This window comes from Gimesia panareensis, from assembly GCF_007748155.1.
Classification (GTDB): Bacteria; Planctomycetota; Planctomycetia; order Planctomycetales; family Planctomycetaceae; genus Gimesia; species Gimesia panareensis.
In genome coordinates this window covers 5394250-5420634 of record NZ_CP037421.1, presented here as the reverse complement: position 1 = coordinate 5420634, position 26385 = coordinate 5394250, and the positions used below count along the sequence as shown (strand labels likewise).

The 26385-nt window shown below is 56.3% G+C and carries 21 protein-coding genes; 3 read left to right on the top strand and 18 right to left on the bottom strand.

Annotated elements, in window-relative coordinates; genetic code table 11:
• Nucleotides 1–112: 112 nt before the first annotated feature.
• The 11 genes from Enr10x_RS20190 to Enr10x_RS20140 form a co-directional block, all read right to left on the bottom strand.
• Nucleotides 113–3487: a transglutaminase family protein gene (locus tag Enr10x_RS20190; RefSeq protein WP_145451169.1), complete on the bottom strand. Its 3375-nt coding sequence runs from the start codon at nt 3485–3487 to the stop codon at nt 113–115.
• 59 nt (nt 3488–3546) lie between these two features.
• Nucleotides 3547–4536, bottom strand: a complete 990-nt coding sequence (locus Enr10x_RS20185; RefSeq protein WP_145451168.1) for an alpha-E domain-containing protein — start codon at nt 4534–4536, stop codon at nt 3547–3549.
• On the bottom strand, nt 4536–6020 hold the full coding sequence (locus Enr10x_RS20180; protein ID WP_145451167.1) for a circularly permuted type 2 ATP-grasp protein: 1485 nt from the start codon (nt 6018–6020) through the stop codon (nt 4536–4538). The genes Enr10x_RS20185 and Enr10x_RS20180 overlap by 1 nt, the downstream gene beginning before the upstream one ends.
• 390 nt (nt 6021–6410) lie before the next feature.
• Nucleotides 6411–6860 (bottom strand): hypothetical protein, encoded by a 450-nt coding sequence (locus Enr10x_RS20175; RefSeq protein ID WP_145451166.1) that lies wholly within the window; start codon nt 6858–6860, stop codon nt 6411–6413.
• Nucleotides 6861–6969: 109 nt separating this feature from the next.
• Complete coding sequence (locus Enr10x_RS20170; protein WP_145451165.1) at nt 6970–7971, bottom strand: DUF1559 domain-containing protein; 1002 nt, start codon at nt 7969–7971, stop codon at nt 6970–6972.
• A gap of 371 nt (nt 7972–8342) precedes the next feature.
• Nucleotides 8343–9665 carry a cyclic 2,3-diphosphoglycerate synthase gene (locus Enr10x_RS20165; RefSeq protein WP_145451164.1) on the bottom strand — a complete coding sequence of 441 codons (1323 nt, stop codon included), beginning with the start codon at nt 9663–9665 and terminating at the stop codon, nt 8343–8345.
• A complete protein-coding gene (locus tag Enr10x_RS20160; protein WP_145451163.1) occupies nt 9662–10630 on the bottom strand; it encodes a carbamate kinase in 969 nt (322 codons plus the stop codon). Before Enr10x_RS20160 ends, Enr10x_RS20165 begins: the two co-directional genes overlap by 4 nt.
• 2 nt (nt 10631–10632) lie before the next feature.
• A complete protein-coding gene (locus Enr10x_RS20155) occupies nt 10633–13110 on the bottom strand; it encodes a Lon protease family protein (RefSeq protein WP_145451162.1) in 2478 nt (825 codons plus the stop codon).
• A 26-nt stretch (nt 13111–13136) separates the two neighbouring features.
• A complete protein-coding gene (locus Enr10x_RS20150; RefSeq protein WP_197997305.1) occupies nt 13137–13556 on the bottom strand; it encodes an Hsp20/alpha crystallin family protein in 420 nt (139 codons plus the stop codon).
• Between the two features lie 224 nt (nt 13557–13780).
• Nucleotides 13781–15394: an SPFH domain-containing protein gene (locus Enr10x_RS20145; protein ID WP_197997304.1), complete on the bottom strand. Its 1614-nt coding sequence runs from the start codon at nt 15392–15394 to the stop codon at nt 13781–13783.
• A gap of 616 nt (nt 15395–16010) precedes the next feature.
• Nucleotides 16011–17789 carry an adenosylcobalamin-dependent ribonucleoside-diphosphate reductase gene (locus Enr10x_RS20140; protein WP_145451159.1) on the bottom strand — a complete coding sequence of 593 codons (1779 nt, stop codon included), beginning with the start codon at nt 17787–17789 and terminating at the stop codon, nt 16011–16013.
• Nucleotides 17790–18091: 302 nt separating this feature from the next.
• Between Enr10x_RS20140 and Enr10x_RS20135 the strand changes: the two genes are divergently transcribed.
• On the top strand, nt 18092–18574 hold the full coding sequence (locus Enr10x_RS20135) for a hypothetical protein (RefSeq protein WP_145451158.1): 483 nt from the start codon (nt 18092–18094) through the stop codon (nt 18572–18574).
• Between the two features lie 85 nt (nt 18575–18659).
• On the opposite strand, the gene Enr10x_RS20130 is transcribed toward Enr10x_RS20135, so the two are convergent.
• The 6 genes from Enr10x_RS20130 to Enr10x_RS20105 all read right to left on the bottom strand — a co-directional run bounded on the left by Enr10x_RS20130 (nt 18660) and on the right by Enr10x_RS20105 (nt 24167).
• Complete coding sequence (locus Enr10x_RS20130; protein ID WP_145451157.1) at nt 18660–19172, bottom strand: pyridoxamine 5'-phosphate oxidase family protein; 513 nt, start codon at nt 19170–19172, stop codon at nt 18660–18662.
• Nucleotides 19173–19336: 164 nt separating this feature from the next.
• Nucleotides 19337–19672 carry a rhodanese-like domain-containing protein gene (locus Enr10x_RS20125; RefSeq protein ID WP_145451156.1) on the bottom strand — a complete coding sequence of 112 codons (336 nt, stop codon included), beginning with the start codon at nt 19670–19672 and terminating at the stop codon, nt 19337–19339.
• Nucleotides 19673–19982: 310 nt separating this feature from the next.
• Nucleotides 19983–21935 carry an aconitate hydratase gene (locus Enr10x_RS20120; protein WP_145451155.1) on the bottom strand — a complete coding sequence of 651 codons (1953 nt, stop codon included), beginning with the start codon at nt 21933–21935 and terminating at the stop codon, nt 19983–19985.
• 118 nt (nt 21936–22053) lie between these two features.
• A complete protein-coding gene (locus Enr10x_RS20115) occupies nt 22054–22404 on the bottom strand; it encodes an SPW repeat domain-containing protein (protein ID WP_145451154.1) in 351 nt (116 codons plus the stop codon).
• Nucleotides 22405–22425: 21 nt separating this feature from the next.
• A complete protein-coding gene (locus Enr10x_RS20110; protein WP_145451153.1) occupies nt 22426–23067 on the bottom strand; it encodes a vitamin K epoxide reductase family protein in 642 nt (213 codons plus the stop codon).
• Complete coding sequence (locus Enr10x_RS20105) at nt 23064–24167, bottom strand: NAD-dependent epimerase/dehydratase family protein (RefSeq protein ID WP_145451152.1); 1104 nt, start codon at nt 24165–24167, stop codon at nt 23064–23066. Before Enr10x_RS20105 ends, Enr10x_RS20110 begins: the two co-directional genes overlap by 4 nt.
• Before the next feature lie 307 nt (nt 24168–24474).
• Between Enr10x_RS20105 and Enr10x_RS20100 the strand changes: the two genes are divergently transcribed.
• A complete protein-coding gene (locus Enr10x_RS20100) occupies nt 24475–24933 on the top strand; it encodes a helix-turn-helix domain-containing protein (protein WP_197997303.1) in 459 nt (152 codons plus the stop codon).
• Between the two features lie 140 nt (nt 24934–25073).
• On the top strand, nt 25074–26111 hold the full coding sequence (locus Enr10x_RS20095) for a sodium:calcium antiporter (RefSeq protein WP_145451150.1): 1038 nt from the start codon (nt 25074–25076) through the stop codon (nt 26109–26111).
• On the opposite strand, the gene Enr10x_RS20090 is transcribed toward Enr10x_RS20095, so the two are convergent.
• Nucleotides 26101–26385, bottom strand: a 285-nt coding sequence (locus tag Enr10x_RS20090) for a hypothetical protein (protein WP_232093068.1), incomplete at its 5' end; no start/stop codon positions are given. The two genes, Enr10x_RS20095 and Enr10x_RS20090, sit on opposite strands and share 11 nt — an antisense overlap.

The following is a 26385-nucleotide window of genomic DNA, read 5'->3' as shown; positions in this document are numbered from 1 at the left end:
TTGAGGTGTACCTCAACCTTTCGGTAGAGGTTCGCCTCGGCGCTGATGGAGAGTCTGTATTTCAATCCGAGGGAGGGATTCCCCCGGGGGGCCCGGATGGGGTGTGAGTATTTTACACGATGTCCCGGTTTCGGCGAAGGTCAAGCGTGAACGGAAACTGGGCGTTTTTTTCCTCTTCCGGCACCGGTTTGAAACCTCCTGTATGTCCCATTTTGAAAAATCGCGTCGCTCGGCGGCTCTCAGCTTCATAAGCGTTCACTGGAAACGTCCCCGGATTCAGGCCACCCGGGTGGTCCACATGATATGTACAGCCCCCGATCGAGCGTTGATTCCAGGTGTCGACCAGATCAAATACCAGCGGTGTATCGACGGAAATCGTCGGATGCAGACAGCTGGGAGGCTGCCAGGCCCGGTAGCGGACGCCAGCGACGGCCTCCCCTTCCGTGCCGGTGGGATGCAGGGGAACCCGGCGTCCATTACACAGCAGGACGTGGCGTCCTGCCGCCAACCCCTGGACTTTCACCTGCAGACGCTCGACTGAGGAATCGACGTAGCGGGCTGTGCCGCCTCCTGCCGGTTCTTCTCCGAGGACATACCAGGGTTCGATGGCGGTCCGTAATTCGATATGGACGCTGCGATATTCAATTTCTCCGATGTGCGGAAACCGGAATTCGAAGTGCGGGCCGAACCAGCTGGTTTCCAGCGGGTAACCCGACTGATTCAGTTCAGCGATGACATCTTCGAAATCCTGTTGAATGAAATGCGGGAGCAGCCAGCGGTCATGAATGGACGTGTTCCAGTCCATCAGAGGGATCGTGTACGGCTTATTCCAGAACCGGGCGACCAGTGCGCGGAGCAGCAGTTGCTGGGTGAGACTCATCTGCCAGTGTGGCGGCATTTCAAAGCCGCGGAATTCCACCAGTCCCAGGCGGCCTGTGGCACTGTCGGGGGAGAACAGTTTGTCGATACAGAATTCGGCGCGGTGCGTGTTGCCGGTCAGGTCGACGAGCAGATGTCGGAAGACACGGTCGACGAGCCAGGGGGAAACCGGTCCCGATTCGGGAATCTGTTCGAAGGCGATCTGCAGTTCGTAGACCGCATCGCGGCGGCCTTCATCGACACGTGGTGCCTGACTGGTCGGACCGATGAAACGACCGGAAAAATAATACGAGAGTGAAGGATGATTGTGCCAGTAGGCGACCAGGCTGCGGAGCAGGTCCGGTCGACGCAGAAACGGGCTGTCGTGCGGCGTAAAGGAGCCCATCACAACGTGGTTTCCGCCGCCGGTTCCTGTGTGAGTTCCGTCCAGGTCAAACTGTTCGGTTCCGAGCCGGGACTGCCGCGCGTCTTCGTAGACGCCGGAGGTGATCTGTACGAGTTCTTCCCAGTCGCTCGCGGGGTGCACGTTGACTTCAATCACGCCGGGATCGGGGGTGACTTTGATGTGTTTCAGACGGTAGTCGTGCGGAGGCAGATACCCTTCGATAATAACCGGCATCTCCAGTTCTTCTGCGGTCTGTTCGATCGCGGTCAGCAGTTCGAGGTAGCCTTCGAGCCGGTCGACGGGGGGCATGAAGATGTGCAGGATCCCGTCGCGGGCTTCGAAGCACATCGCGGTGCGAATGGTCTCCGCCATTTCTTCCGGTTTGTTTTCTTTAGTGGGCAGCGATTCCAGCTGGCTGCGGTCGGCTTTGCCGTTCCCTCCCGATCCGACGCGTTCCAGAACCTGATGCTGTACCAGGTTACTGGTCTGCCGCGTGGTCCTGCGGGAGACGGCGTGTTGTTTGAGACCTTCGTAATCGGGCAGTGGCTCGGTCGTTTCAAAGGGAGTGACGGGGACCGACTGGTATTCGCCTTTCAGAGTCGGGGGAAGCGAGTCCAGCGGGAGGCGGAGTCCCATGGGGGAGTCACCTGGGATCAGGAACATGTGCTCGGAGCGGACGGGCCAGGTTCCACTTTTCCAGCGGGGCTGTGCATTCCACCATTGATGCGTCAGCGGCAGCATGCAGCCTACAGGGGAACCGAGGCCCCGACCAAAGACGCGGGCCAGGCGGGCCCGTTCTTCCGCATCATCCAGGTCCGCATTCAGGACGTCTGCATTGACGGCCAGCCGACGCTCTTTCCAGAGGTAGTACATCGCGTCTTCGTAGGCCAGTGAAACGTGATCGGGGTTGAGGTCCAGCCGTTCCGCGAAGAGCCGGGAAAACTGTTGGGCCTGGTCGATGTCATGGCCGTAATTTTTACCTGGTTCGGCAAGGAGCTCGGTGTTCTTCCAGATGGGTTGTCCGTCGGTGCGCCACAGGCAGGTCAGCGCCCAGCGAGGCAGTGATTCGCCGGGGTACCATTTTCCCTGTCCATAGTGAATCAGACCGTCCGGTGCGAACCGTTCGCGGAGGCGTTCGATGAGGTTGCCTGCCAGGACTCGTTTGGTCGGCCCGACTGCTGCGGTTTTCCATTCGTCGCTTTCCATATCGTCGATGGAGACGAATGTCGGCTCACCCCCCATTGTCAGACGCACATCGCTTTTCTTGAGGTCGGCATCGACCTGGTGGCCGATGCTTTCAATCCGACGCCATTCTTCTTCGGTATAGGGTTTGGTGATCCGCGGGTCTTCATGGATCCGGGAGATGGACATTTCGTGATGAAATTCGACTTCGCATTTCTGGACAGAGCCAGTAATCGGTGCGGCGTTGATCGGTTCGGGCGTGCAGGCGAGTGGAATATGACCTTCACCGGCGAGCAGACCGGAAGTCGGATCGAGACCGATCCAGCCGGCTCCGGGCAGAAAGACTTCGGTCCAGGCATGCAGGTCGGTGAAGTCAACTTCAGAGCCGGAGGGACCATCCAGTGATTCTACATCGGGTTTGAGCTGGATCAGGTAGCCTGAGACGAAGCGGGCCGCCATTCCCAGGTGGCGGAGGATCTGCACCAGCAGCCAGGCACTGTCGCGGCAGGAGCCGCGGCCCAGCTTCAGGGTTTCTTCGGGAGTCTGCACCCCGGGTTCCAGGCGGATGACATAACCAATCATCTGTTCCAGGCGCTGATTGAGGTGTACCAGGAAATCGATGGTTTTACATTCGCTGCGATCGATGGATGCGAGCAGGGCTGTCAGTTCCGGTCCGGGAGTGATCGTATGCAGGAACGGCAGCAGGTCTTTGGCCAGACCCGGTTCGTAGGTAAAGGGGAAATTGGTGGCATCCGGTTCGAGGAAGAAGTCGAATGGATTGACGACCGTCATCTCGGCGACGAGATCGATCTCCACTTCCAGGGAACGGGTTTTCTCGGGAAAGACGAGGCGGGCCAGGTGATTGCTGTGCGGGTCCTGCAGCCAGTTGATGAAATGTTTTTCCGGTTCGATCCGCAGGGAATAACTGCAGATCGGTGTGCGGCAGTGGGGTGCGGGACGCAGCCGGACCACCTGTGGCGCCAGTTCGACGAGACGATCGTACTGATAGATAGACTTATGATTCAAAGCGACGCGTATCATGTTGGTTCATCATTCGGTGTTAACTGGAAACGGGCGGAGTGCCTGGAAGCAGGCGGTGATCAACCCGTTTGAGACTGCGTTTGCGTGGAGGATGGTTCCGACTGCTGTTTTGAGGTGAAGAACACATCCTGAATCGCTTCGCCTACCAGGTTGAGCTGCTTTTGGAAACCGTCGATGTACTGGTGCAGTCCCTGCTCGATGATGTCATCGACGCTGGTATAATCCATGTTGGAGCATAAGAGACCCATCCGCTGTTCGGCCAGGTTCTGAAAGGTGCCCGCGGTACTGCCGGTGATATAACGCAGGGACTCCTGTGCTTTCCGCAGACAGAAGTGCATGGCCCGGGGGAACTGAGTATCCAGAATCAGAAAGTCCGCGACGCGGGAGGGCGTGATTTTGCCATACTGCCGACGGTACATGGCCAGGGCACTGGCGGAACGTAACAGGGCCGACCAGCGGACCACGTCCAGGGCGCTGCCCACATCGCGGGCATCGGGGAGCAGAATGTAGTATTGGACATCGACGATCCGTGAGGTCTTATCGGCCCGTTCAATCAGACGACCGGCGCGGGAGAAGTGCCAGGCTTCCCCGTGCGACATGGTGGCTTCGGTCGCACCGACCAGCATGTGGCTGGCCAGGCGGACGCGTTCACAGAAATCCTGGGGTTGATCCATCAGGCCCGGTTCGCCGGCAGCGGTGCGGACCATGAAGTAGAACTGGTTGAGTTGTTCCCAGACGACGGTGGGGATGATCTCACGAATGGTGCGGGCATTTTCCCGGGCCAGCGAGACGCAGGAAATAATCGAATTCGGGTTCCGTTTGTCAAACGAGAGGAACTGCAGGACGTTTTCCCGCGTGGGTTCGCCGTAGAGTTCTTCGTAGGGAGTCTGATCGCCGGTCGTATAGACCAGGGGTGCCCACTGGTTGGCGAGGGTATCGGTTTCCCCGAGTGTCAGGTTGTAGTTGACGTCAATAAAGCGTGCGACATTTTCCGCACGTTCGACATACCGACTTAACCAGTAAACGGAACTCGCGACGCGGCTGAGCATCAATTCTTCTCCAGAACTGCTGGTGAAAAATGCGGTTCAGACAGAGAATGTCCGTTTCGCAGAATCCACGTATCTTTGCTGCCTCCCCCCTGTGAAGAGTTAACGACCATTGATCCTTCCCGCAGCGCTACTCGAGTCAAGCCTCCCGGCATCACATAGATATCTTTACCGCAGAGCACAAACGGTCGCAGGTCCACATGTCTGGGGCGAAGTTCATCGCCGACCAGGGTGGGGACAGTTGAGAGTTTCAACATAGGCTGGGCGATCCACTCACGCGGATTCGCCTTAATGGCGGCGGCACATTTTTCACGCTCCGCCTGTGAAGAGTGGGGGCCCATCAGAATGCCGTACCCGCCCGATTCATTGGTGGGTTTGACAACGAGCTGATCCAGGTTCCCCAGCACATGGTCTCGATGTTTCTGGTCCGAACAGAGGTAGGTGGGAACATTCGGTAGAATGGCCTCTTCACCCAGGTAGTATTTAATGATTTGCGGGACGTAGGCATAGACGGCCTTGTCGTCGGCGACGCCGGTACCCGGTGCATTCGCCAGTGTGACACGACCGGCCCGACAGACTTCCATCAGGTGATCGACTCCCAGAGCAGAATCGGGACGGAAACATTTCGGATCCAGGAAGTCATCATCAATCCGGCGATAAATCACATCTACACGACTCGGTCCCTTCGTGGTTTTCATGAAGACATAGCCGTCTTCCACGAACAGGTCGGAACCCTGTACGAGTTCGACACCCATCTGCTGTGCCAGAAAGGTGTGTTCAAAATAAGCCGAGTTATAAATGCCGGGCGTGAGCACGACGGCGGTTGGATCGTTGACTCCTGCAGGAGCGCAGTCGAGCAGTGTTTTGAGGAGCTGTTCGTTATAGTCTTCAATGGGCGCGACCGACATGCCCTGAAAGACGGGGGCAAAGGTCCGCTTCATCAGTTCCCGGTTTTCCAGCACATAGGAGACGCCGGACGGGCAGCGGAGATTGTCTTCGAGGACATAGATCTGTCCATCGCGGTCGCGGATCAGGTCGACGCCGGTAATGTGGCACCAGACTCCCTGGGGGGGCTGATAACCCCGGCACTGATTCCGGAGTGTTTTGGAGCTGAGGATCAGGTCTTCGGGGACGGCTTTGTCCTTGAAGATTTTGCAGTCGTTGTAGACGTCGTTAATGAAGAGGTTGAGGGCGTGGATCCGCTGCTTGAGACCGCTTTCGACGGTTTCCCATTCGTGCGCGTCGATGATGCGGGGGAGCAGATCGAAGGGCCAGACTTTCTCGGTGCCTGCTTCATGACCGTACACATTAAATGTGATACCCATGTTCTGCAGGGAGATCTCGGCCGCTTTCTGCCGTTGCTGGAGACTGCCTTCAGACAGGGTCTGCAGACGTTCCACGAATTTTTTGCCACTGGGTCGGGGTTGACCGTCGGGCGCAAACATCTCATCAAAACAGTCGCTGGACTGATAGGGAGCTAACCTCATCTGACGATTCCTCAACGAGCCTTCTAGTTGGAATTGCTACGGGGTTTTGTGTCTGCTTCAAAGTTTAAGCAGATTGCGTGCCGTATTCTGCAAGTAATCGTTGATTGCTTGAATCTATGATGAAATCACAGCTTTTGGTGTTTGGTTGTACAAAATCTCGCGTACTAAGTCAGCAGGCGATTTGCAGTATGCCTATTTATCGCGCAGCCGATTTTTCAACGAAAATCTGCTTCCTCCGACTCAAAAACGGTGAGCCTCTGCGGGAGCTGTCTTCTGTAACGCGATCCTATTTTACCAAAGCGAAGCGTGGTGTGCCTAGGTCAGCGGACCGTTCCTGAGCAGAAGCGGATGAATCTGATTTCCTGAGGAAAGCTAATAATCAAGTCGTACCTACTGAATTTCTTTCAGGTCAAAGGTGAACTCGTTGGTTCCTGATTTCACTTCGACGGTCAGTGGACTGGTCTTAATCTTGCGCACTTTGGGAGGAATCCTGGAATCATCTTTCTTCTGAGGAGCGGGTTGCTCCATACCAGGGGCAATCGGCTCCTGTGGCGGAGGATTGATGGTGACGGTGTAGTTCCCGACCGCAACCATTTCGATGGTGGCGGTGCCTGCTTCATCCAGGGGGCCGCCTCCCCCTTCGCCGGTTTCTTCGTTGGCCAGGTCAACCTGACCTTCTGGAATCGGAGTACCGCCATTGGTGATCGTAATCGTGATCTCGCCGCGGGGTTTGTCTGAACCCGGAGTGCGGCCGCAGCCCGTGTTGACAGTGATCAGAAAAATGCTGACGGCGATCAGGGCGGTGAAACGGAGACAATGTAAGAAGATGGATTTTTTCATCGGAGTACCAGAGAGATAAAAGGGCAGGGAGATAAAAGGGAGGTCTCAAGTGGGAAAGCCTCCCCTGGGTATTTGCCGCAGGGGAGGTGGTTCAATCAGTGGTCGCAGTTTAATATTCGCCGACGACCTGGCCATCGTCACGGGTGCAGAGCTGGCGGAGTGTGTTCATGTCAATGTTTTCCGACAGAAAACGGACGGAACCATCGGTCAGAACAGCGTGCACGCCACCCACGTGGTGTGAGTTGATGACGGTATTCGCGGAGTAAGCACTGTTGGCATAAGTCGGTGCTCCTGAAGTCCAGAATGAGTTGGGGGGATTTCTGACAGTGGTGGTCCCGGCTGCATACCAGAAGCCAGCGGAGCTGAGTGGCAGGGGCGTACCGGCATTCCAGGAAGAGAGACTGGAATTGGCCCAGCCGTGCCAGGCACCCAGAGCATTAGCACCTTTCTGCGCGCCATTCACCTGACCGGACTGTTCTGCGAGGATGACGGTATTGGAAGTTCCGTCCGTGCAGTCGCGGAAGCGGACGCTCTTGAACGGAATCAGCATGCCCGAATTACAGTTGCTTGAGCTGCTGGCCAGAACATCGCCGGTACAGACGGAAGTACGACCTGCGGGATCCGGAGTCGCACCGGAGATGCCGACGTAGTCGATAATCATACTCTGCAGGCTGGGATCGGAGTTACTGTCGGAGAGACTGTAATCGGTGGTGTTGGTCATGCCATAGGGGTTGGACGGGCATTTATAGACGGGGAGGCGGACCTGATACAGGATCGTATTACCGGGGAAGCCGGAGTGAGCCCAGTAACCATTGGGACGGCTCAGCTGAGCGTAGACATTCGCCTGGTCGATATAAGGCAGGATGGCGACCCGCCAGTTGGAGTACGACCCGGTCTGAGAACCGATGGGCAGCACCAGAAAATTGTCGTTGTAGTTGTGCAGCGCCAGCCCCAGCTGCTTCATATTGTTCTTACAGGTGGAGCGGCGGGCTGCTTCGCGGGCCTGCTGTACAGCGGGCAGGAGCAGGGCGATCAGGATCGCGATGATGGCGATCACGACCAGCAGTTCAATGAGCGTAAAGCCACGTTTCGGGAGGGTACGTTTCAACATTAGGTGGGTTCCTGGGTAAGAAAATGAGGCGGGAAAATTTCACTCTCCGGAAGAATAAGCAAAGCGGGTGCCATATTTAATGATTGTTAAAAAATAAAGTTAATTTTTGTCGGTCGAACGCACTGAGAGACTGATTTTGTCGATCATATGTAAGATTCCTGATCTGTACGCGGTGCAGTAATAGGGGCCTTAAAGTATTTTATATCAGACGGTTAAAGGATTTGTTGATTGTCTCTCGTTTTGAGAGGCCTGTTTCAGGTGGGAATGGGGCTGCAGCGCAGCAGGGAAGTCAGACTGCTTATTTTCTAGTCAGGTTCTGCTCTGAATTTATGATTCGATGACGGTTCAGAGAGGAGAGCGGGATCAGTGATTTACTGCTTGAGAACGTTCTGGATGATCTGTTCCAGGGGAGTGCCGGTACGCTGCTGAAACTCATAGCGGACGCGAACAATGGGGAGTGAGGTCTGTACAACGTGAGTGAGTCCCGCGGGGGTGGCGTCGATGATCAGCTCAGCACCGGAGCCATTGATTGTTTCACTCAATTCCTGTCGCTGTTGTTCTGAGTAACCGAGTGCGGGGAGGATGGGACCCATGTGCGGATATTTCTGGTACGCGGCAGCGATAGTCCCTTTGGCAAAATTTCGCGGGTCGAGAAAGTCTGTGGCCCCAAACTTCCGGGCGGCGGCATAACCGGCGCCGGTAGCCATGCCCCCGTGCAGGAGTGTCGGTCCGTCTTCGATGACCAGGACGCGTCGTCCTGTAATCTGATCGGGATCGTCGACCACCAGCTCCAGGTCAGCTTCGATCACTGTCGCATCGGGATTGAGCTGACTGACATGCTCCCGGATCAGTGCTCGATCGGCGTCCGTAGCTGCGGAGACTTTATTGATCACAACCACGTCTGCCATCCGCAGATTGGTTTCGCCGGGATAGTAGCGGACTTCGTGTCCCGGGCGGAGGGCATCAGCGACAGTGATCAGCAGATCGGGTTTGATGAATGAGAAATCGTTATTGCCGCCATCCCAGAGGATGACGTCGGAGTCTTTCTCGGCGGTGCGGAGAATCAGTTCGTAATCGACGCCGGCGTAAATGGAGAGGCCCCGTTCGAGGTAAGGCTGATATTCTTCTCGCTCTTCAATGGTGCATTCATAGCGTTCAAGATCGGCCTCTGTGGCGAAGTGCTGGCAGCGTTGTTGTTCGAGATTGCCGTAGGGCATGGGATGGCGAATCGTACCGGGGGTGTGTCCGGCTGCGGCCAGATGACTGGCGATCCAGCGGGTGAGGGGACTTTTTCCTGCACCGGTCCGGACTGCAGTGACGGCGATCACCGGCCTCTGGGAAGTGAGCTGTGTCTGTTCCGGTCCGAGCAGCACAAAGCTGGCACCAGAGGCCTGCACCAGGGAAGCGGTGTGCATGACCGTGTCGTAAGCGAGATCGCTGTAGGCCAGAAAGACGAAATCAATGTGGAAGCGTTTGATCAACTCGGGGAGCTGGGCTTCCGGGAAGATGGGGATATCGGCGTCATAATCAGGGCCGGCGAGCGACTGGGGGTAACTGCGGGATTCGATAAAGGGAATCTGTGTGGCCGTAAAACCACAGACGTGGAATTCGGGGTGTTGGCGGAAGAAGGTCTGGAAGTTGTGAAAATCGCGACCGGCGGCACCGGCGATGAGACATTGATATTGAGCGCTCATGATGTTGATTCACTGCTGAGTTCGATGATCGTCCCTGCCTGGCCGGAGAGGGCCTGATCCAGGACTTCTCGATTACAGATGATGGTACGGGTTCCCGGCCGGTTGGAAAATTGGATGGCCGCTTCGATTTTGGGTTTCATGCTGCCTTCTGCGAAATGTTCCTGCTCAAGCAGTTCACGGGCAGCTGTGATGTCGAGGTGTCCCAGGGGCGCTTGTTGTGGTGTGTTGAAATCCTGATAGGCGCAGGGAACGTCGGTCAGAATCAACAGCAGTCGGGCGTCGGTTAATATGCCCAGTAAGGCGGAGGTGAGGTCTTTGTCGATGACCGCTTCGATTCCCTGTAGGTGACCGGACTGGCGTGTAACGGGAGTGCCTCCACCACCGGCGGCGATCACGACCGCACCCGATTCCAGCAGAGCATTGATGCTGTCCACCTCCAGGATCTCACGGGGCCGCGGCGAGGCGACCACGCGGCGAAATCCCTTCCCCGGTACTTCGATCAGCGGGTAACCGCGCTGGCGGATTTCGTCGATTTGCTCAGCAGCATACCAGGGGCCGACCGGCTTGGTGGGATTGTGGAACGCGGGATCGTCTGCGGTGACGACCACCCGGGTGAGCAGGGGAGCGATGGATCGTGTGATTCCCAGTTCACTGAACCGGTTCTGCAGACTTTGACTGATGACGTAGCCCAACTCCCCCTGCGATTCAGCGACGCAGACATCCAGTGACAGGGGGTAGGCAGCTTTACGGGCCTGTTCGGCGCGGATCAGCATCTGTCCCACCTGGGGGCCGTTGCCGTGCGTGATGATCAATTCTCGCTGATCTGCCAGCAGGGGCGTCATTGATTGAAATAATTTCGAGGCGAATTCGAACTGATGCTCCATGGTCAAGGGGACATCGGGAGCGGCAAACGCATTCCCGCCCAGGGCGACGATGGTCCGTTCTGCGCTGGCAGACCCGTTCATGATCAGTTCCCCGGCAGTGGGGGACGGGGATCGGAGGGCAAGTCCAGGGGCGTGCCTGGGATCCAGAGCAGTCGTCCGGTGTCGGTCATTTTCTGTTCCAGCAGGAGGTCGGCGATTTCCGAGAGTCGATCGATGACCTTGCCGTGGAAGCTCTTGGAATCCGAAATGTCACCGGCGGGCATGCCCGTAAAGAGTTCGATGGCCTGGTTCACATCGGAGACAGCGTAGATGTGAAACTGTCCCTCCCGGATGGCTTCGATGACATCGGCCCGCAGGACCAGGTTCTGCACGTTCGATTCCGGAATGCAGACACCCTGTGTGCCGGTGAGGCCGTGGGCCCGACAGACATCGAAGAAACCTTCGACCTTTTCATTGACGCCGCCAATTGCCTGGACTTCACCCCACTGATTGACTGACCCGGTAACAGCGAGATCCTGGCGGAGCGGCACTTCAGAGATGGCGCTCAGCAGGCAGAGCAACTCGGCGACTGAAGCGCTGTCGCCGTCGATGCCGCCGTAACTCTGTTCCATGGCGATGCTGGCGGAGAGTGTCAGCGCCTGTTCGGAGGCGTACAGATTTCGTAAGAGTCCTTCGAGGATCAGCATACTTTTGTCGAAGGTGTTGCCACTCAGGCGGCTTTCCCGTTCGATGTTGATGATTCCCGCAGTGCCTACGCCGACGCTGGCGGTCAGACGGGAAGGTCGGCCGAAGGCATAATCACCCAGATCGACAACCGCGAGCCCGTTGACCTGACTGGTTTCGGAACCTTCCAGTTGAAAGAGCAGAGTCCCATCGGAGATCAGTTCGCGGATTCGTTCGGCAAGCAGATCGGAGCGGTAGATCTGTTCCTGGACGGCCTGTTGGACATATTGGGCTTTGACCACTTTCTGTTTATCCTGTTCCGCCCAGAAGCCGGCTTCACGGGCGACATCGGCGACGTGGCTGAAGATGGATGTGACTTTTTTCTTGTCGCTGGCCAGCCGCGAACCAACGCGGACCAGTTCTGCGACCGCACCTGCGTCAAAAGGGAGCAGCTTCTCTTTATCACTCAACTGGCGGACGAGCATGCCGTAAATCTGGCCAGTTTCACCGTTGCGGTTGATTTCCGTATCAAAGTCGGCTTTGACGCGGAAGATTTCGCGGAAGTCTTCATCGTGCAGATAGAGCAGGTAATAGATCAGCGGCTCACCAATGGCGACCAGTCGGATGTTAAGGGGAATCGGTTCCGGCTGCAGTGCGGAAACAGTAAACATCGAGAACTGATCCTGGATCTGAATTTCCAGGGAGCGGCTTTTGAGCGTCCGTTTGAGTTCTTTCCAGACAAACGGTTCGACCAGGGCATCCATCAGGTTGATGACCAGGTAACCGCCATTGGCTTTGTGCAGGCTGCCCGACTTGATGCGGGTGAAATTGGTGATCACGCGACCGGCGCGATCGACGACCCGCTCAATGGTGCCGAACAAATTGCGGTAGTTGGGCGCATCCTCAACAATGATCGGCGGTTCTTTGAGTTGGCTGTTATCGACGACCACGTTGACGCGATATTCGAGGAAACGCTGCGCCGGATCCAGTCCCCCTTCGCCCATCAGCATCTGGGCCATCTGCGGCGGCATGTCGGAAATATCGCGGAACAGGTTCAGATGTTCGATGACATGTTGTTTGAAGCGGGGGAACCAGTCATTCAGTTTGGGAGAGTCGAACTTTTTCTGCAGGTCTGTCACCATTGGTTCGATGATCTGCGTGGCGAATTTGCGGGCGACTTCGCGGACGTCCGTGGACAACTGGCGCTGGATTTCCCGCTGTTCCTGCAGGACGCGACCAGCCATTTCGACAAGTGCATCCTGATGGCTTTCGATTTCCTGCATCTGTTCGGGGGTGAGCTGCTCAATTTCCTGCTGGGTCATGGGGCGACCGTCTTTGAGCGGGATGAATATAATCTGTCCATCGGGCATCTGCTGGACGGTCATGCCGTGCTCACCGGCCAGCTTCTGCAGTTTGTCGAAGACTTCATCGCCCCGTTTGCGGTAGACCTGACGCAGTTTCTCTTTTTCTTTGCCGAAGTCTTCTTCCTTGAATGCTTTGGGCAGCAGTTCCTGCAGCTGTTCGATCAGGTTTTCCATTTCCTGACGCAGCAGGATCCCCTGGCCGGCGGTCAGGTTGATCGCGAGAGGGGCATCGGGTTCGTCGAAGTTATTCAGATAGACCCAGTCGTCGGGAATCGAATCGTCGAGCACGCGCTGCCGGAGGGCGTGGGTGATCAGTTCCGTCCGTCCGGTGCCGACCAGTCCGGAAATGTAGATGTGATAGTTGGGGTGCCTGATGCCCGTGCCCAGATCCAGGGCACGCAGGGCGCGGGGCTGACCAACGATATCGGCCAGTGGTTCCAGTTCTTTTGTAGTTTTGAATCCAAATGATTTGGGATTGATATCGAGTGTGACTTCGTCAGCGCTGAGCGCGCGGTACTGTGGACTGTCTGTCATGCATTCCTCACCTGATCAGTCAGAGATTATGGTTGCGGTTTCATTTTCTGTTTGGGGATTCTCAGAGTGAGTGTGCCCGCTTTGTTTTCCCGTTCGACCCGGTGGGGATCGACGGCGTGTTCGAGTGGGAAGCGACGGAAAAAGCTGCCTTTACGACGTTCAATGCAAACGCCCTGGGCTGATTTCTCCACACAACCCGACTGACGCCAGCCGGAAATGCTCAGGGAATGCTCGGTGACTTCGATATGAATTTCATCCGTGGGTACGCCGGGGATGTCGGCTTCCACGAAATAGCTGTCCGGAGTTTCGTAGATATCGATTTCTGGCTGCCAGCTTCCGGTGGGGCCACAGATGCCCCACTGTCCGTGCAGCAGGTCATCAAAAGCCTGGTCAATCTGCTGTTCCAGGTTATGGATTCGAATGGGCTTCCAGGGAAGTTGTGACATGAGAGCACCTGTCATTTCTCAATGGACGAAGAGAATTAAGTCGCTGCCGACATACGCTTTAGTTTACCCTGTCGGCTGCGCTGCGTCCAGAAACGGGAAGGGAGAGTGGCTGCTGCGGGAAAAGAACAGGGAGGAGCAGGCAGTCGTGGAACTGCCTGATAAATAGAAAACAGGCGGAACGATTTCACATCGGATATCGCCCGCCTGTTTCCAGGGATCTGAGTTTAACGGCTCGTTCGATTCTGTTGTTGGGTTGTATCACCCGATTTCAGCGGAATGACACCGCGGACGCCGAATCCACCGCCGGCCTTGTTCATGTCGGTCCAGAGCGTCCCCTCACCGGCGTAGAGGAAGTTGAGTTCGACATCTTCGGGCAGATTCGTGGCAAAGAACCAGTTGTTATACGCCTGGGGGGAGCCGAAGGCATCAACGGCCAGACGGAAGCGATCCGCCTTGGCTTCTTCGACCATCTTCTTCCCTTCGTTTGTGGCTTCCCCCAGGATGGTGACAGCCTGGGCTTTGAGTTCTTCGGTCTCCTTATCGATGGCGGCGACCAGTTTTTCCGTTTCCGCTTCGATCCTGGCTGCTTCGCGGTTACCGCCCGCTTTGGCTTCCTCGACCTGTTTTTCCGTGTCGGCGTCAACGGTGTCGGTGGCCAGCTCGACTTTGTTTTCCGCTTCGCGGAGGCGGCCTTCTTCCTTCGCGGTGGTCTGTTCTTCCTCGCGGGTGAGCTTCAATTCATCGGCGATGAACGCCATCTGAATCGGCTCGCGGACCTGCTTGGGAATGTAGACATGCCGCACCAGGCCGTAGAGCAGGGTGATCTCCTTGTCGTCCAGGACGCTGTGAAACTGTTCGAGGCAGGTTTTCTGGTAGACTTCCCGATCACTGCCGACCAGGAGTTGCACCGCCTTGTATTCCGAACCATTGTTACGGCAGATCGATTCGATCTGCGGGAGAACGACTTTCTTTTCCACCTGATCCACGTTCCCGAAGGTACGGACCGCGTGGGCGGCCTGGTCGGGCATCAGGCCCCAGATACCGGTGAAGTCGAGGGTAATCGGGAAGCCGTCCTTACTGGGGAACATCATTACGCCCCCCTGGGAGAGGTCGAACCGCAGCGAACGGGTGTCGATAGCATTGATGCGAATCGTGTAGGGATTCAGATAGTACGTTCCTTCATCCAGGGTCTCCTTCTGCGGACCACGGTGATTGGTTTCGACGAGCAGCTGATTGGGATCCTCGGGCATGGGGCCAGCCAGGTTAGTGACGATGCCCTTGTAACCCGCGGGGATCACTTTGGGTTCCCAGAGTTCGATGATCTCGATGTAGTCGTTTTTGGAGCGGTCAGGCCCCACCGGTTTTTTGGTGTTCCGATCGATGACCAGGGCGTTGATTGCATAACGGCCCGGCTTGAGCACTTCCTGGATAATCCCCTTATGCTTTTCACTGGTCGACATGAAGTCGCCCGGGGGCAGATCTTCGCCGTAGAGCCGGATGCGGACCCCCATCGAGTCGGCGGGGATTTCGACCATGGGATAAATTTCCCAGTCCCAGGTGTAGCAGTTGTAAAAGTAGCGTCCTTCCGGGAGGACCTCCCGCTGCAGCCCTTTGTGGACGGCATCCTGCAGTTTGAGATCGGGGGAAATTTCCTGATCGTTGGTCAGATCGATGCCGGTCTTTTTGGTCAGGACGGCAAAATGTCTGGCGGGAACATCGATGCGAAATTGCGAGTAGACGATATACCCGAAAATAATCAGGAATAATCCCCCCACAAAGAGTCCGGTGATACCAAATTTCAGCAAAAGAAGTCTGGCTTTGAATCTTTCGTCGCTCATGTCTGCTCCTTTGATCGAGTCCATGCCGATCGTGATTAAAAAGCAATTCTTAACTGTTTCAGTTTCTACAAGTAACTGTCAATATTGAAGATAGGTTGTTTTGATCTGTCTGGTTTTCAACAACCGTTGTAGTCAGGAATCTGACTCGCGTCGCTGTTGGTTTTAAAAACGCAGGGGGATTTCAGTGAGATCAAAAAATCCCCGGTCAGAGGGGCCGATTTCGGTCGATTTCTGCTAACCTGAATGCCGGCCAGCGGTACGGAAAAACGCGAAATCCCACTCCTGAAATTTCAGAAAAAATCGTGGAATTTTCTCTCTCAAATTAGCAATATTTCGTAATAAGTATGGAAGGAAAAAAGGGATCATGAGGATCCGAAAGGGTTGCGGGGTTTGGGCTCGTCATCCGCCTCGCAGTATGAAAGTGTGAGAAAGGAGGCAGGCTTCTAGTGCATGCGGTAAAGATAAGAAGGCAGCTCCATAATCGAGGGCGAACTTCGCGATAAGTGGGCCGACGTCGTTGGACTGAGGCATCCTGCAAACGGGGAACTGCGATTCGCACGCTTATGGAGCTGATTGGCTGGTGCCGGAAAGGGCAGCAGCTTTTTTTATGCGCGGCTCAGAGCCGGCAGTCATGCGGATCACAGCGGGCGAAGTGCTCGTGTTGGGCGGGTGTCTCTGTGGTTCCGAGATACAGGACCTGTTGTGCTTTACTGCCGTAGCGATAGACGGTGACTCCTTTCAGGCCCAGTTCCCAGGCGCGGTGATAAATCCTGGAGATCGTTTCCACTGTTGCTGATTCGGGCAAGTTGACCGTTTTGGAAACCGCGTTCTCCACGTGTCTCTGAAAGGCTGCCTGGATCTGCAGATGCTCCTCGGGTGGAATTTCCAAGGCAGTGCGAAAGATCGCCCGCACGGTTTCAGGAACCTGGGGAAGTGACTCTAGCGTTCCCTGTTGGGCGAGATGCGTTTGCAGTATCTCAGGTTCCAGGCCGTACCGCTGTGCATTTCGCAGGAGCAGCGGGTTGATTTCGACCAGCGTCTGTTCCCCCAGCACATGTTCTCTGCGGTAGGCCAGTGCAAACAACGGTTCGATGCCGGCCGAGGTACCGGCAATGATCCCGATCGTGCCAGTGGGGGCGATGGAAGTGCGCGTGGCGTTGCGCAGTGGTGGTCCACTGTTCGCTTCGATGCTGTCACTCCAGTTGGAGAAGGGGCCGCGCTGCTCTGCGAGCTGTTCAGAAGCGGTCCGGGCTTCCTGCGCGATGGATGCCATCAGTTCTTCCGCCAGGCGGATCGATTCCGCGGAACCGTAGGGGATTTCGAGCAGGATCAGCAGTTCGGCAAAACCCATGATGCCCAGTCCGACTTTGCGGTTACTTTCCACTGTGCGGGCGATGCGCGGGTCGGGCCAGCGGGAGACTTCGATTACGTTGTCGAGAAACCGGAGTGCCAGTTGAGTGGTACGGGCGAGTTTCTGCCAGTCGATGGCATAGCCGTCGGATGTCTGTCGCACCATGCGGCTGACGTTGATCGAGCCCAGGTTGCAGGCTTCGTAGGGGAGCAGTGGAACTTCGCCGCAGGGATTGGTGGCTTCGATCGGTCCAGAGCGGGGCGTCGGATTGGCGCGGTTGATCGCATCGTTGAAGATCATGCCCGGGTCGCCGGTCTGCCAAGCCGCTTCCGCGATGCTGTGCAGTAATTCCCGGGCGGAAACCTGTGCGACCGCCTGTCCGGTGAGGGGATGGATCAGCGGGCAGGTCTGATCCTGTTGTGCTGCCTGCATCCAGACATCACTGACAGAGACCGAGAGGTTGAAATTCTGAAAGCTGACGCCATCCCGTTTGGCGTTGATAAAGTCCCGGATATCGGGGTGATCGATTCGCAGCACGCCCATGTTGGCACCACGGCGTTTGCCCCCCTGGCGGATGTGTTCGGTGGCACAGTCGAAGATGTGCATAAAGGAGACAGGTCCCGAGGCCTGGCCGCCGGTGGTTGTGACGAGATCCCCTTTGGGGCGGAGACGGGAGAAGGAGAAACCGGTTCCGCCGCCCGCCTGTTGAATCAGGGCCATCAGTTTGAGGGAATCGAAGATGTCCGCCATGCTGTCTTCTACGGGGAGCACGAAGCAGGCGCTGAGTTGTCCCAGACCGGTTCCCGCATTCATCAGTGTGGGGGAATTCGGCAGGAATTCGAGATTCGAGAGTAGTTGATAAAACTGTTCTGTATAGTGTTCGACGGAAGAAGCGTCTGCATATTTCTGTTCGGCAGCAGCGATGGCCCGGGCGACGCGACGGAAGAGCTGGTCGGGAGTTTCGCTCAGCGTTCCCTGATCGTCGCGCAACAGGTAACGCGCTTCAAGTACACGTATCGCATTGTCTGTGAGCTCAGCCGGCATACTGTTGCAGTTCCTGTTTGAGACTCGTTGAACCGGGCAGGGACTTTTTCACGTTCTTTTATTTATTTTGCAACAGCCAGGGACCGGATGACATCGGGGCTGTACTTTTTTTCTCAGTTTCTCGGGGAATTCTTCATGATCGGATTTCTGCTGCCTGTTCAGCTTTCAGACTGCGCTCTCAGCGACCGGTTCTTTGGAAAATCTACTTCCGAATTTGCCTTAACTCGAGAAAACAGGCCTGTCTGGGGTGGCATATGAATTGCACCATCAGTTGGCTGGTCCATTTTTAAGGAGAACCGATCATGCCTTTTCGCAAAGTAGAAGATATTTTAAAACTTGTGGAGTCATTCCACAAAAACATGCGCTACGCGCTGGAACAGGTGGAAGTGGAGTCGCATTCCGAATCTGTCGCGTGGTTGTCGCAGAAGTTACGCGCACATGAGCTGCACTGGCAGGCCGCGCTGTCCGGCTATGAGAAACGGGTGGCAGAGGGAGTACTGGATACCTGGTTGCAGTACATCCCGGATGAGGAAGTCCGCGAAGAGCTCAATTCGATCAATGTCCGGCGGGACATGTCACTGGATGAGCTGACCGATGTCAACGTCCGGTTTCGCCAGGCCCTGATCCGGTTGTATGAATCTCTGGCCAATGGTTCGTCGGCCCCGCATGTGCAGGAACTGTTCGAACAACTGCTGGAGTATGAAAAAGCAGTCGTTGCCGAGCAGAGCCAGAAGACGCGGGAGTCGGATCTGGTGGATGTCGACAGTCTGCATAACTCAAAATAAGCAATTAACCATTTTAAGAATCAAAAAGCCCCGGCGAGCATGTGTTTCAGCTTACCGGGGCTTTTTAACTTCAACTCAAGCAGGCTTAAGATTCTGTTTGTGACCATTCCAGTTTGTCATGTCTGGGGGCTGTCGAGCTGAAGAACAATGCTTGCACCGCATCGGAGAAATGTTTCACGTTCGCATCCCAGTATTCTGCTTCATTGACGTGGACGCTGATCAGCACCAGGTTGGGATCACTGGGACCGGTCGGAAACCACTCATCCAGTCCCTCGGTCCAGAGCAGTTCGGCTTTCTGCTGATCCCGGACGAGCTGTGCGTGACCGGAGATCGAGATGTACCGATCATCTTTCGGTTCGGCGAAGACCACGTTGACGACCGGATTCTGGTGGATTTCATTGACCTTGGGGTCGTCGGCGTGTGTGAACAGCCAGAGCTCACCATCGAATTCGTGCCGGGCTGTGATCATCGGACGACTTCTAAGACCGGCTTCCGCCGAGTGGGTCGTCAGCATGCAGGTCTGAATATCTCCGATCAGTTCGCGCAGCGTCCTGATAGACTGCTGGCGGTCCTGTTGTTTCTGTTCTTGCTGATTCATAGTTTTACCTGATCTTTCTGAAAATAGACTGACCGATGGAAATGTGAATTGGCAGGAAACACTTCCATCGGTCAGCGGGAAAACGTAATGCGAGTGATTCAGGATGCGATCGTTAACGATGGCATGTGAAAAATCGCATCCGACTCAAGTGACATCACTCGCTGTTACGCACCTGCAACGAGCTGCTCGCCGGCTTCACTCCATGACTTCGCTCCCCCTTCGTAGTCATAGACGTTCGAAAATCCTGCCTGTTCCAGCTTTTGAGCAGCCTGTTCCGAAGAACCGCATTCCTGGCTGGCACAATACACAATGACAGGCAGCTCCTTGCTGCCAGCCGCCTGTTCCACCTGTGAGACGAAATCGTCCTGCTGTTCGGGGATATTGAGTGAGTTGGGAATGTGCGCTTTCTCAAATTCATCCTGGGTCAGGGTGTTGACCAGAATTCCTTTTTCGTTGCGCTGCATTTTTCCTCGCAATTCTGTGGTTGAGATCGTTTGCATGATCGTCCTCCTTTTTGATTCAAAATCATTAGTGGAAGCAGTGTGAAAAGAGTGCAAAACGCATACCACGTCGGTATTGATTTTGCTGAACTATGCATGGGAGGCGTGATTCACGCGGATCCCCGTTTTTTTGAGTTCTATTTATGCCTGTGATGAATTCATCTCGGGCCTGATGAGTTGACCAAGACAGTCTGTCGCAGCAGTTGTGACAGGCTGTCGCGGTTCATGGGCTGGCAGGTTGCGGTCTCAAAAGTCTGTCTGGTTGTTGAGCAGTCTCGGATTACAACGATGTGTTCTCAAGTATCTCGAATCAGGCCTGTTTCTGTCTGGTGGAGCGGGCCCAGTTGATCAGCCCGCCTGCCAGCAGGATCTCCCGCTGACGCTCTGAGAGTCCGTGCCGGGCGGTGATTGTTTTATGGGTATTGAACTGGACTTCCACGGTGGGCAATTCCGCGACCTGGTGCCGCAGTGATTCGATGTGTAGCAGGACATCCTGGTCAAGTTCTTCGTAGTCCTCCGGGTTTTCAAAAGTGAGGGGCAGGACGCCGAAGTTGACCAGGTTCTGCCAGTGGATACGGGCGAAGCTCTTGGCGATCGCCACTCGCAGTCCGAGATAACGAGGCGCGAGCGCCGCATGTTCGCGGCTGGAGCCCTGCCCATAGTTTTCACCGGCCAGAATTGCGTGTCCGCCTGCCTCGCGGATGTCCAGGGCGTGATCAGTGTAATTCGGGTCGATTTGTTCGAAGGCGAACTGACTGATGGCGGGAATGTTACTGCGATAAGGGAGCACCCGGGCCCCCGCGGGGAGTATTTCGTCCGTGGAGATGTTGTCTTGCATTTTCAGCAGCACAGGTACTTCCAGTTCGTCCGGCAGTGCTTCAAAGTCGGGGATCGACTTGATGTTCGGACCTTTACGGAGTTCGAACTGCGTCGGATCATCCGTTTCCGGAGGCGGTTGAAAGAGGTCTTCGCGTGTGGTGACGACTTCGGGAACCGTAATCCGGGGGCAGGGCATCTCCAGTGTGCGAGGGTCGGTGATACAGCCAGACAGTGCCGAAGCGGCTGCGGTTTCGGGACTGACCAGGCAGACTTTATCTTCACGAGTCCCACTGCGGCCAGGGAAGTTGCGGGGCACGGTGCGGAGGCTGAGTTTGTCGGTGGCGGGAGCCTGTCCCATGCCGATGCAGCCGTTGCAGCCGGCCTGGTGAATGCGAGCGCCGGACTGGATTAATGCGCCCAGAGCACCCTGATTGACGAGGGACATCAGGATCTGCCGTGAACTGGGATTGATGTCGAACGAGACGCGCGGATGGACGTGGCGGCCTTTGACGATCTCGGCTGCCATCGCGAAGTCGCGGTAACCGGGATTGGCAGAAGAGCCGACGTACGCCTGGTAGATCGGTTCGCCGGCGACCTCACTGAGTTTGTGCACATTGCCTGGACTGGACGGGAGGGCGATCAGCGGCTCCAAAGTGCTGAGATCAATTTCATCCTCGAGGTCGTAGTTCGCGTCTGCATCAGCGGCCAGTTCGGTAAAGTCCTCTTCGCGTCCCTGGGCACGCAGGAAACGCTGGACTTCTTCGTCAGCGGGGAAGACGGTCGCGGTGGCTCCGAGTTCGGCTCCCATGTTGGCGATCACGTGGCGGTCCATGGCGCTGAGCTCCTTGAGGCCGGGGCCATGATATTCAATGATCCGGTTCACGCCCCCTTTGACATCGTGCCGCCGGAGCATTTCCAGAATCACATCTTTCGCACTGACCCAGTCCGGCAGTGAGCCGGTGAGTTTGATGCCCCAGATCTCAGGCATTTTGAGGTAAAAGGGAAAGCCGGCCATCGCCATGGCGACTTCCAGGCCACCCGCCCCGATCGCCAGCATGCCCAGGGCGCCGGCAGAACAGCTGTGACTGTCCGAACCGACCAGGGTTTTGCCCGGAATGCCGAAGTGTTCCTGGTGCAGCGGGTGACTGACGCCGTTACCGGGGCGACTGAACCAGAGCCCGAAGCATTCGCAGGCACTTTGCAGGAAGAGGTGGTCGTCGGGATTTTTAAAGTCTTCCTGCAGCAGATTGTGATCGACGTACTGCACGGAAACTTCAGTGTGTACGTGGTCGAGCTGCATTGCTTCCAGTTCGAGCATGACCAGGGTGCCGGTGGCATCCTGAGTGAGTGTCTGATCAATTTTGAGACCGATTTCCTGTCCCGGTTCCATTTCGCCTTCGACCAGATGGGAGTGGATGAGCTTTTGAGCAAGATTTGCAGACATGGGAGACTCCTTGATTCCGGCGGGCGCTATGGGCCTGGCTGATAGACACATCAACCGGCCAGCTTGGGAATGAACGTTGTGAAATTACATATTTCTAGTTCCTCGATATTATTGATCCTTAGCCGGGTGATTTTTCATACCAGCAGCGTGGAGGCTGGCTGGCACGGTTGGGCACCAGGGCAAACATGAGCAGCAGCAGTCCGGTTAAAATCAGGTTCTGCAATGCAGGGGGGACGGGGGCTGATACCGCAAAACGCCCGTAACCGATCATTGCCAGTGCCACGAGGACATTGGCCAGGTGCAGATGCCGCAGGGGATTCCAGTACGAGGCCAGGCCAAACACGATGACCAGTATGGCACAGAGCCAGATGATCAGCGGCGATTCGGGTCCCTGTTCTCCCGGAGTGAAGACGAAGGGACTGATCGCCAGCCAGCACCCCAGCATAAATTCAACCACGCGCGACCACATCCATACTCTCCTGAAAACAATTTACGTTGTGTGTACCATTTCGCTGGCGACTTCGTCCGCGATTTCCGTGGGGCGGCCCCAGAGCACCTTCCAGAGAATCTGCCGGTCATGCGTCCGCTGCCAGACGCGGTATAGCAGCTTGAGTGAGGCATAGACTTCGTCGTAAGCCATCACGATCAGTATCAGCGAGATGACCGCGGTGATCAGACAGAGGAAACACCAGTTTCCGACGATCGTGGCCTGGCAGACGACAAGTATTGCGCTGACGATGCCCAGTGGGATGACATCGATGCCGAACAGAATCACCAGCCAGGGACGGTACTGCCAGCGGCGGGTGGATCCCGCAAGGCCGAAGATCGCATCCCCCAGATAGGCTAATGCACCGAGCGCGGCATCCGGTACGCCGAACCAGTGGTGCATTCTCAGCGCCACATCGGACGTGAGGACATTCCGCGTCTGTTCGCCGAACACGGGGTCCCAGGGCGCCTCAATCAGTTGCCATTGAAACAGGGCCATGTGGGTCGCCATCAGAAAGGCGATGCAGGCCAGAATGCAGATCGGGACCCGTTGACGCCAGGCGGACGGGTTATAATCGAAGGGGGGAACGGCGACTTCGAGGTCGGCCTGTTCCGCGGGAAATCCTTTGAGTGTGGCCTGGCTCATTTGCGGGCTCCCGTCGATTCCGGCTGCAGCAGATCGTCGGGGACCGGCAGGCCATTCTCAGCGTACCACTGCTCGGGATTGTCCTGAAGTTCATCGATCATGTCGGGCAGTGTCTCGCGGAGGCGATGCCGGGGGTCCCAGCCGAGTTGTTCCCGGGCTCGTTCCACGCTGACCGGATAGTTCTGATCGGCCAGGTCGATCATCCAGGGTTTAATGAAGGGGGCTCCTTCTCCGTTGGAGAGCCGATCCTTGACCCAGGCACCTGCCTTGGCAGCAGTTTTAGGGATACGGATGGCGGGCCACTGATCACCGTGCAGGTAGAGCCCGATTTTTTCCTGGAGTTCTTCGTAACTCATCACGTCTTCTTCACCAATCACGAACAGGCTGCGCTTCGGAAGCCGACCCCGATGTCTGACGACCGCTGCGAAACAGCTGACCAGATCATCCAGGTGCAGGAACGCCTGCCCGCAGGTCTTGTCGCCGGGGAAGAAGTAGCTTTCCAGCTGTTTCTGATAAATCCGGGAGATCTGCTGGGCGATGGGGATGGAGTGACAGTCTTCGTCATAGACACCGGCCAGACGCAGAATGACGGTCGGAATGGATCCTGCATATTGTTTAATGGTGGCTTCCGCTTCCAGTTTGGACTGGGGATAGTCCCATTCCGCATTGACGGGAGAGGAAGCCTGGATTGCCTGACCATTTTCGACGGACTGCTGCACCAGCAGGGAACTGGAGAAGATGAACTGTTCGACGTTGAAGTCCTGCAGCCCCTGCAGCATACGCCGGGTTCCCGCCACGGTCAGATCCTGATACAGCGGGCTGGATTCGCCGGAAAAGTCATAGTAAGCAGCCAGATGGATCACGCTGGCGATCAGGTTTCCATGTTTTGCTTTGACTTCGGACAGGGCTCTGGAAACGGATGCATCGTCAGTCAGGTCACAGGCGATCCAGTCTGCTGACTGCTGTTCTTCCGGCAGTGGTTTGATGTCGAAAGCAATAACCTGGTACTGATCTGAAAAAGTCTCAACCAGACGTGAACCGATCAGCCCGGCGGCACCAGTGATCAGGATTACGGGTTTGTCAGCGGATGTTCCATGCATACTCTGCCTCCCTTCTGAATGATCGATTGATGGTTCAACTGAAGAAGCCGCAACTGGAATGCCAAGCGGCTAGATTCCGGCTGGTTTGTTTCAAGTGGCGAGGAAAGCCGTCAATTTGCCTCAGTTAAGCCGGAATTCCAGTCAGATTGTCTCAATGAATGGTCGCTGAGCCCGCAGGCTGATCGCTGAGCTGCCTGAAAATGGCGGTCGAACTGTTGAGAATCGCGGAACTCCGCGGGATTTTACTGGCATGGGCTTTGCGAATTCTCTCCCTGCAACAAAGGTTGATTCAACGGGGAGAACACATATGTCAAACGATCAACTCATGCTTGTGATTGGGCGTCTTAAACGGGATTCTGATGTTACAAGGTGGATTTCAGAACTGGAGTTCTGTCAGATTTCATACTGTCGGCCCTCTGAAGTGGCCTGCTGCCTGGAACGCATGCGGGTATCGTCTCACGATGAATTCGTCTCGCTGTCAGCATTGCCACAGAAGATGGATGCAGAAGAGTCAGCATCAGAAGAGATTGAGATCCCGGCCGGAACCAGCCTGGAAGACCTGGAACGGACGGCAATCGAGCAGACGCTGAAACGCTACCAGGGGAATCGGACCCGATCGGCCCGTTCCCTGGGGGTTTCGGTGCGGACCTTACAGAGGAAACTGAAAGCCTGGGGAGTCACAGCAGATCATCGCTCGAACAGCAACGCTGCTGACGAGACTGAGAGCGATGTTGAAGAGTCAGAAGCGACCTCCCCTGTAAGGTAATACTCTCGTAAAGGGAAAATAATGTGATAGGTACGAGGTGTTGCGATCACAGATGGCAGCCGGTACAACAATGAGTAGCGTGTAAGAGCGGTCCGCTTAAAACCCGATACTGACGACGACCCCAACAGAATCTCACGACCATGATCGACTTAAACCTGCCACTCTGGGGCGATGTCACCGTCTTTCTACTGGCTGCGCTGGTGATTGGGGTCTCGGGAGTGAAGCTGGCGGAATATGCGGATCGGCTGGCGGATCGAACCGGACTGGGAGAAGCGATCACCGGAACGATCATGCTGGGGCTGATCACGGCACTGCCGGGCCTGGCGGCTTCTGTAACGGCAGCTTTGCAGGGACACGCCGTGCTGGCGTTGAGTAACGCCATGGGGGGCATCGCCTTCCAGACCACGGTGCTGGCATTCGCGGACGTGATGCATCGCAAGGCGAACCTGGAGCACGCGGCTGCCTCGGCGACGACGATGATGCAGACGATCATGCTGATCCTGCTGATCTCGATTGTACTGCTGGGGCTGGGAAGTCCGGATGTGGTGGTCGGGTCGGTGCATCCGGCGACGCTGTTGCTGCTGGCGGGAGCAGGGATGGCATTCTGGCTGAGCTACCGCGTGAGCGAGCAGCCGATGTGGCATCCGCGGCATACTTCGGAGACGGTGCTGGACCAGCCGGCCCCCGGTTCACAAAACGAGCGATTGTGGCTGCTCTGGACTGGTCTGGTCGTCATGGGACTGCTCACGCTGGTGAGCGGCAGCCTGGTCGCGGAAGCGGCGGGGAATATTCAGGATAAGACCGATCTGTCCGCGCCGATTATCGGCGGTCTGTTGATGGCGGGAGCGACGTCGCTTCCAGAACTGGTAACCTGCCTGGCAGCGGTGAAGCGGGGCGCGCTGACGCTGGCGGTGAGCGATGTGGTCGGCGGTAATTTCTTTGATGTGCTGTTTATTGCGGCTGCAGATTTCGCTTTTCTCAGCGGTTCATTATATCACGCGCCCGGTGTGGGGACGCGGGAAATCCTGCTGACGACGATCACGCTGTTATTGAATGTGATTCTGCTTTCGGGGTTGATCTACCGTCAGAAACATGGCCCTGGTAATATCGGTTTTGAAAGCGTGCTGATGCTGCTGGTGTACTTTACTGGATTTGTGGTGCTGTCGTTTATGCATTGATCAGGTCGGGGTATTCCCCACGGGAGACGACAATGTCAGCGACATCTGCTGCGGAATCGGTCAGGTAAATATGTCCGGGGGTTTGTTTGCGGATGAGCGGTTCCAGCAGCAGTGCCCGTTCTTCCCATTCTTCCGGAGTGCCGCTCCATTGATAGCTGCCTGCGGTTTCGTCGATCCAGTGCAGTCGTGCCATGGAGTAATCCTGCAGTTTTGTCTTGAGCTGCGACAGAGAGAACCTGTGTTTCGAAGGTGGATCTGTCTGGCTGCAGAGTTC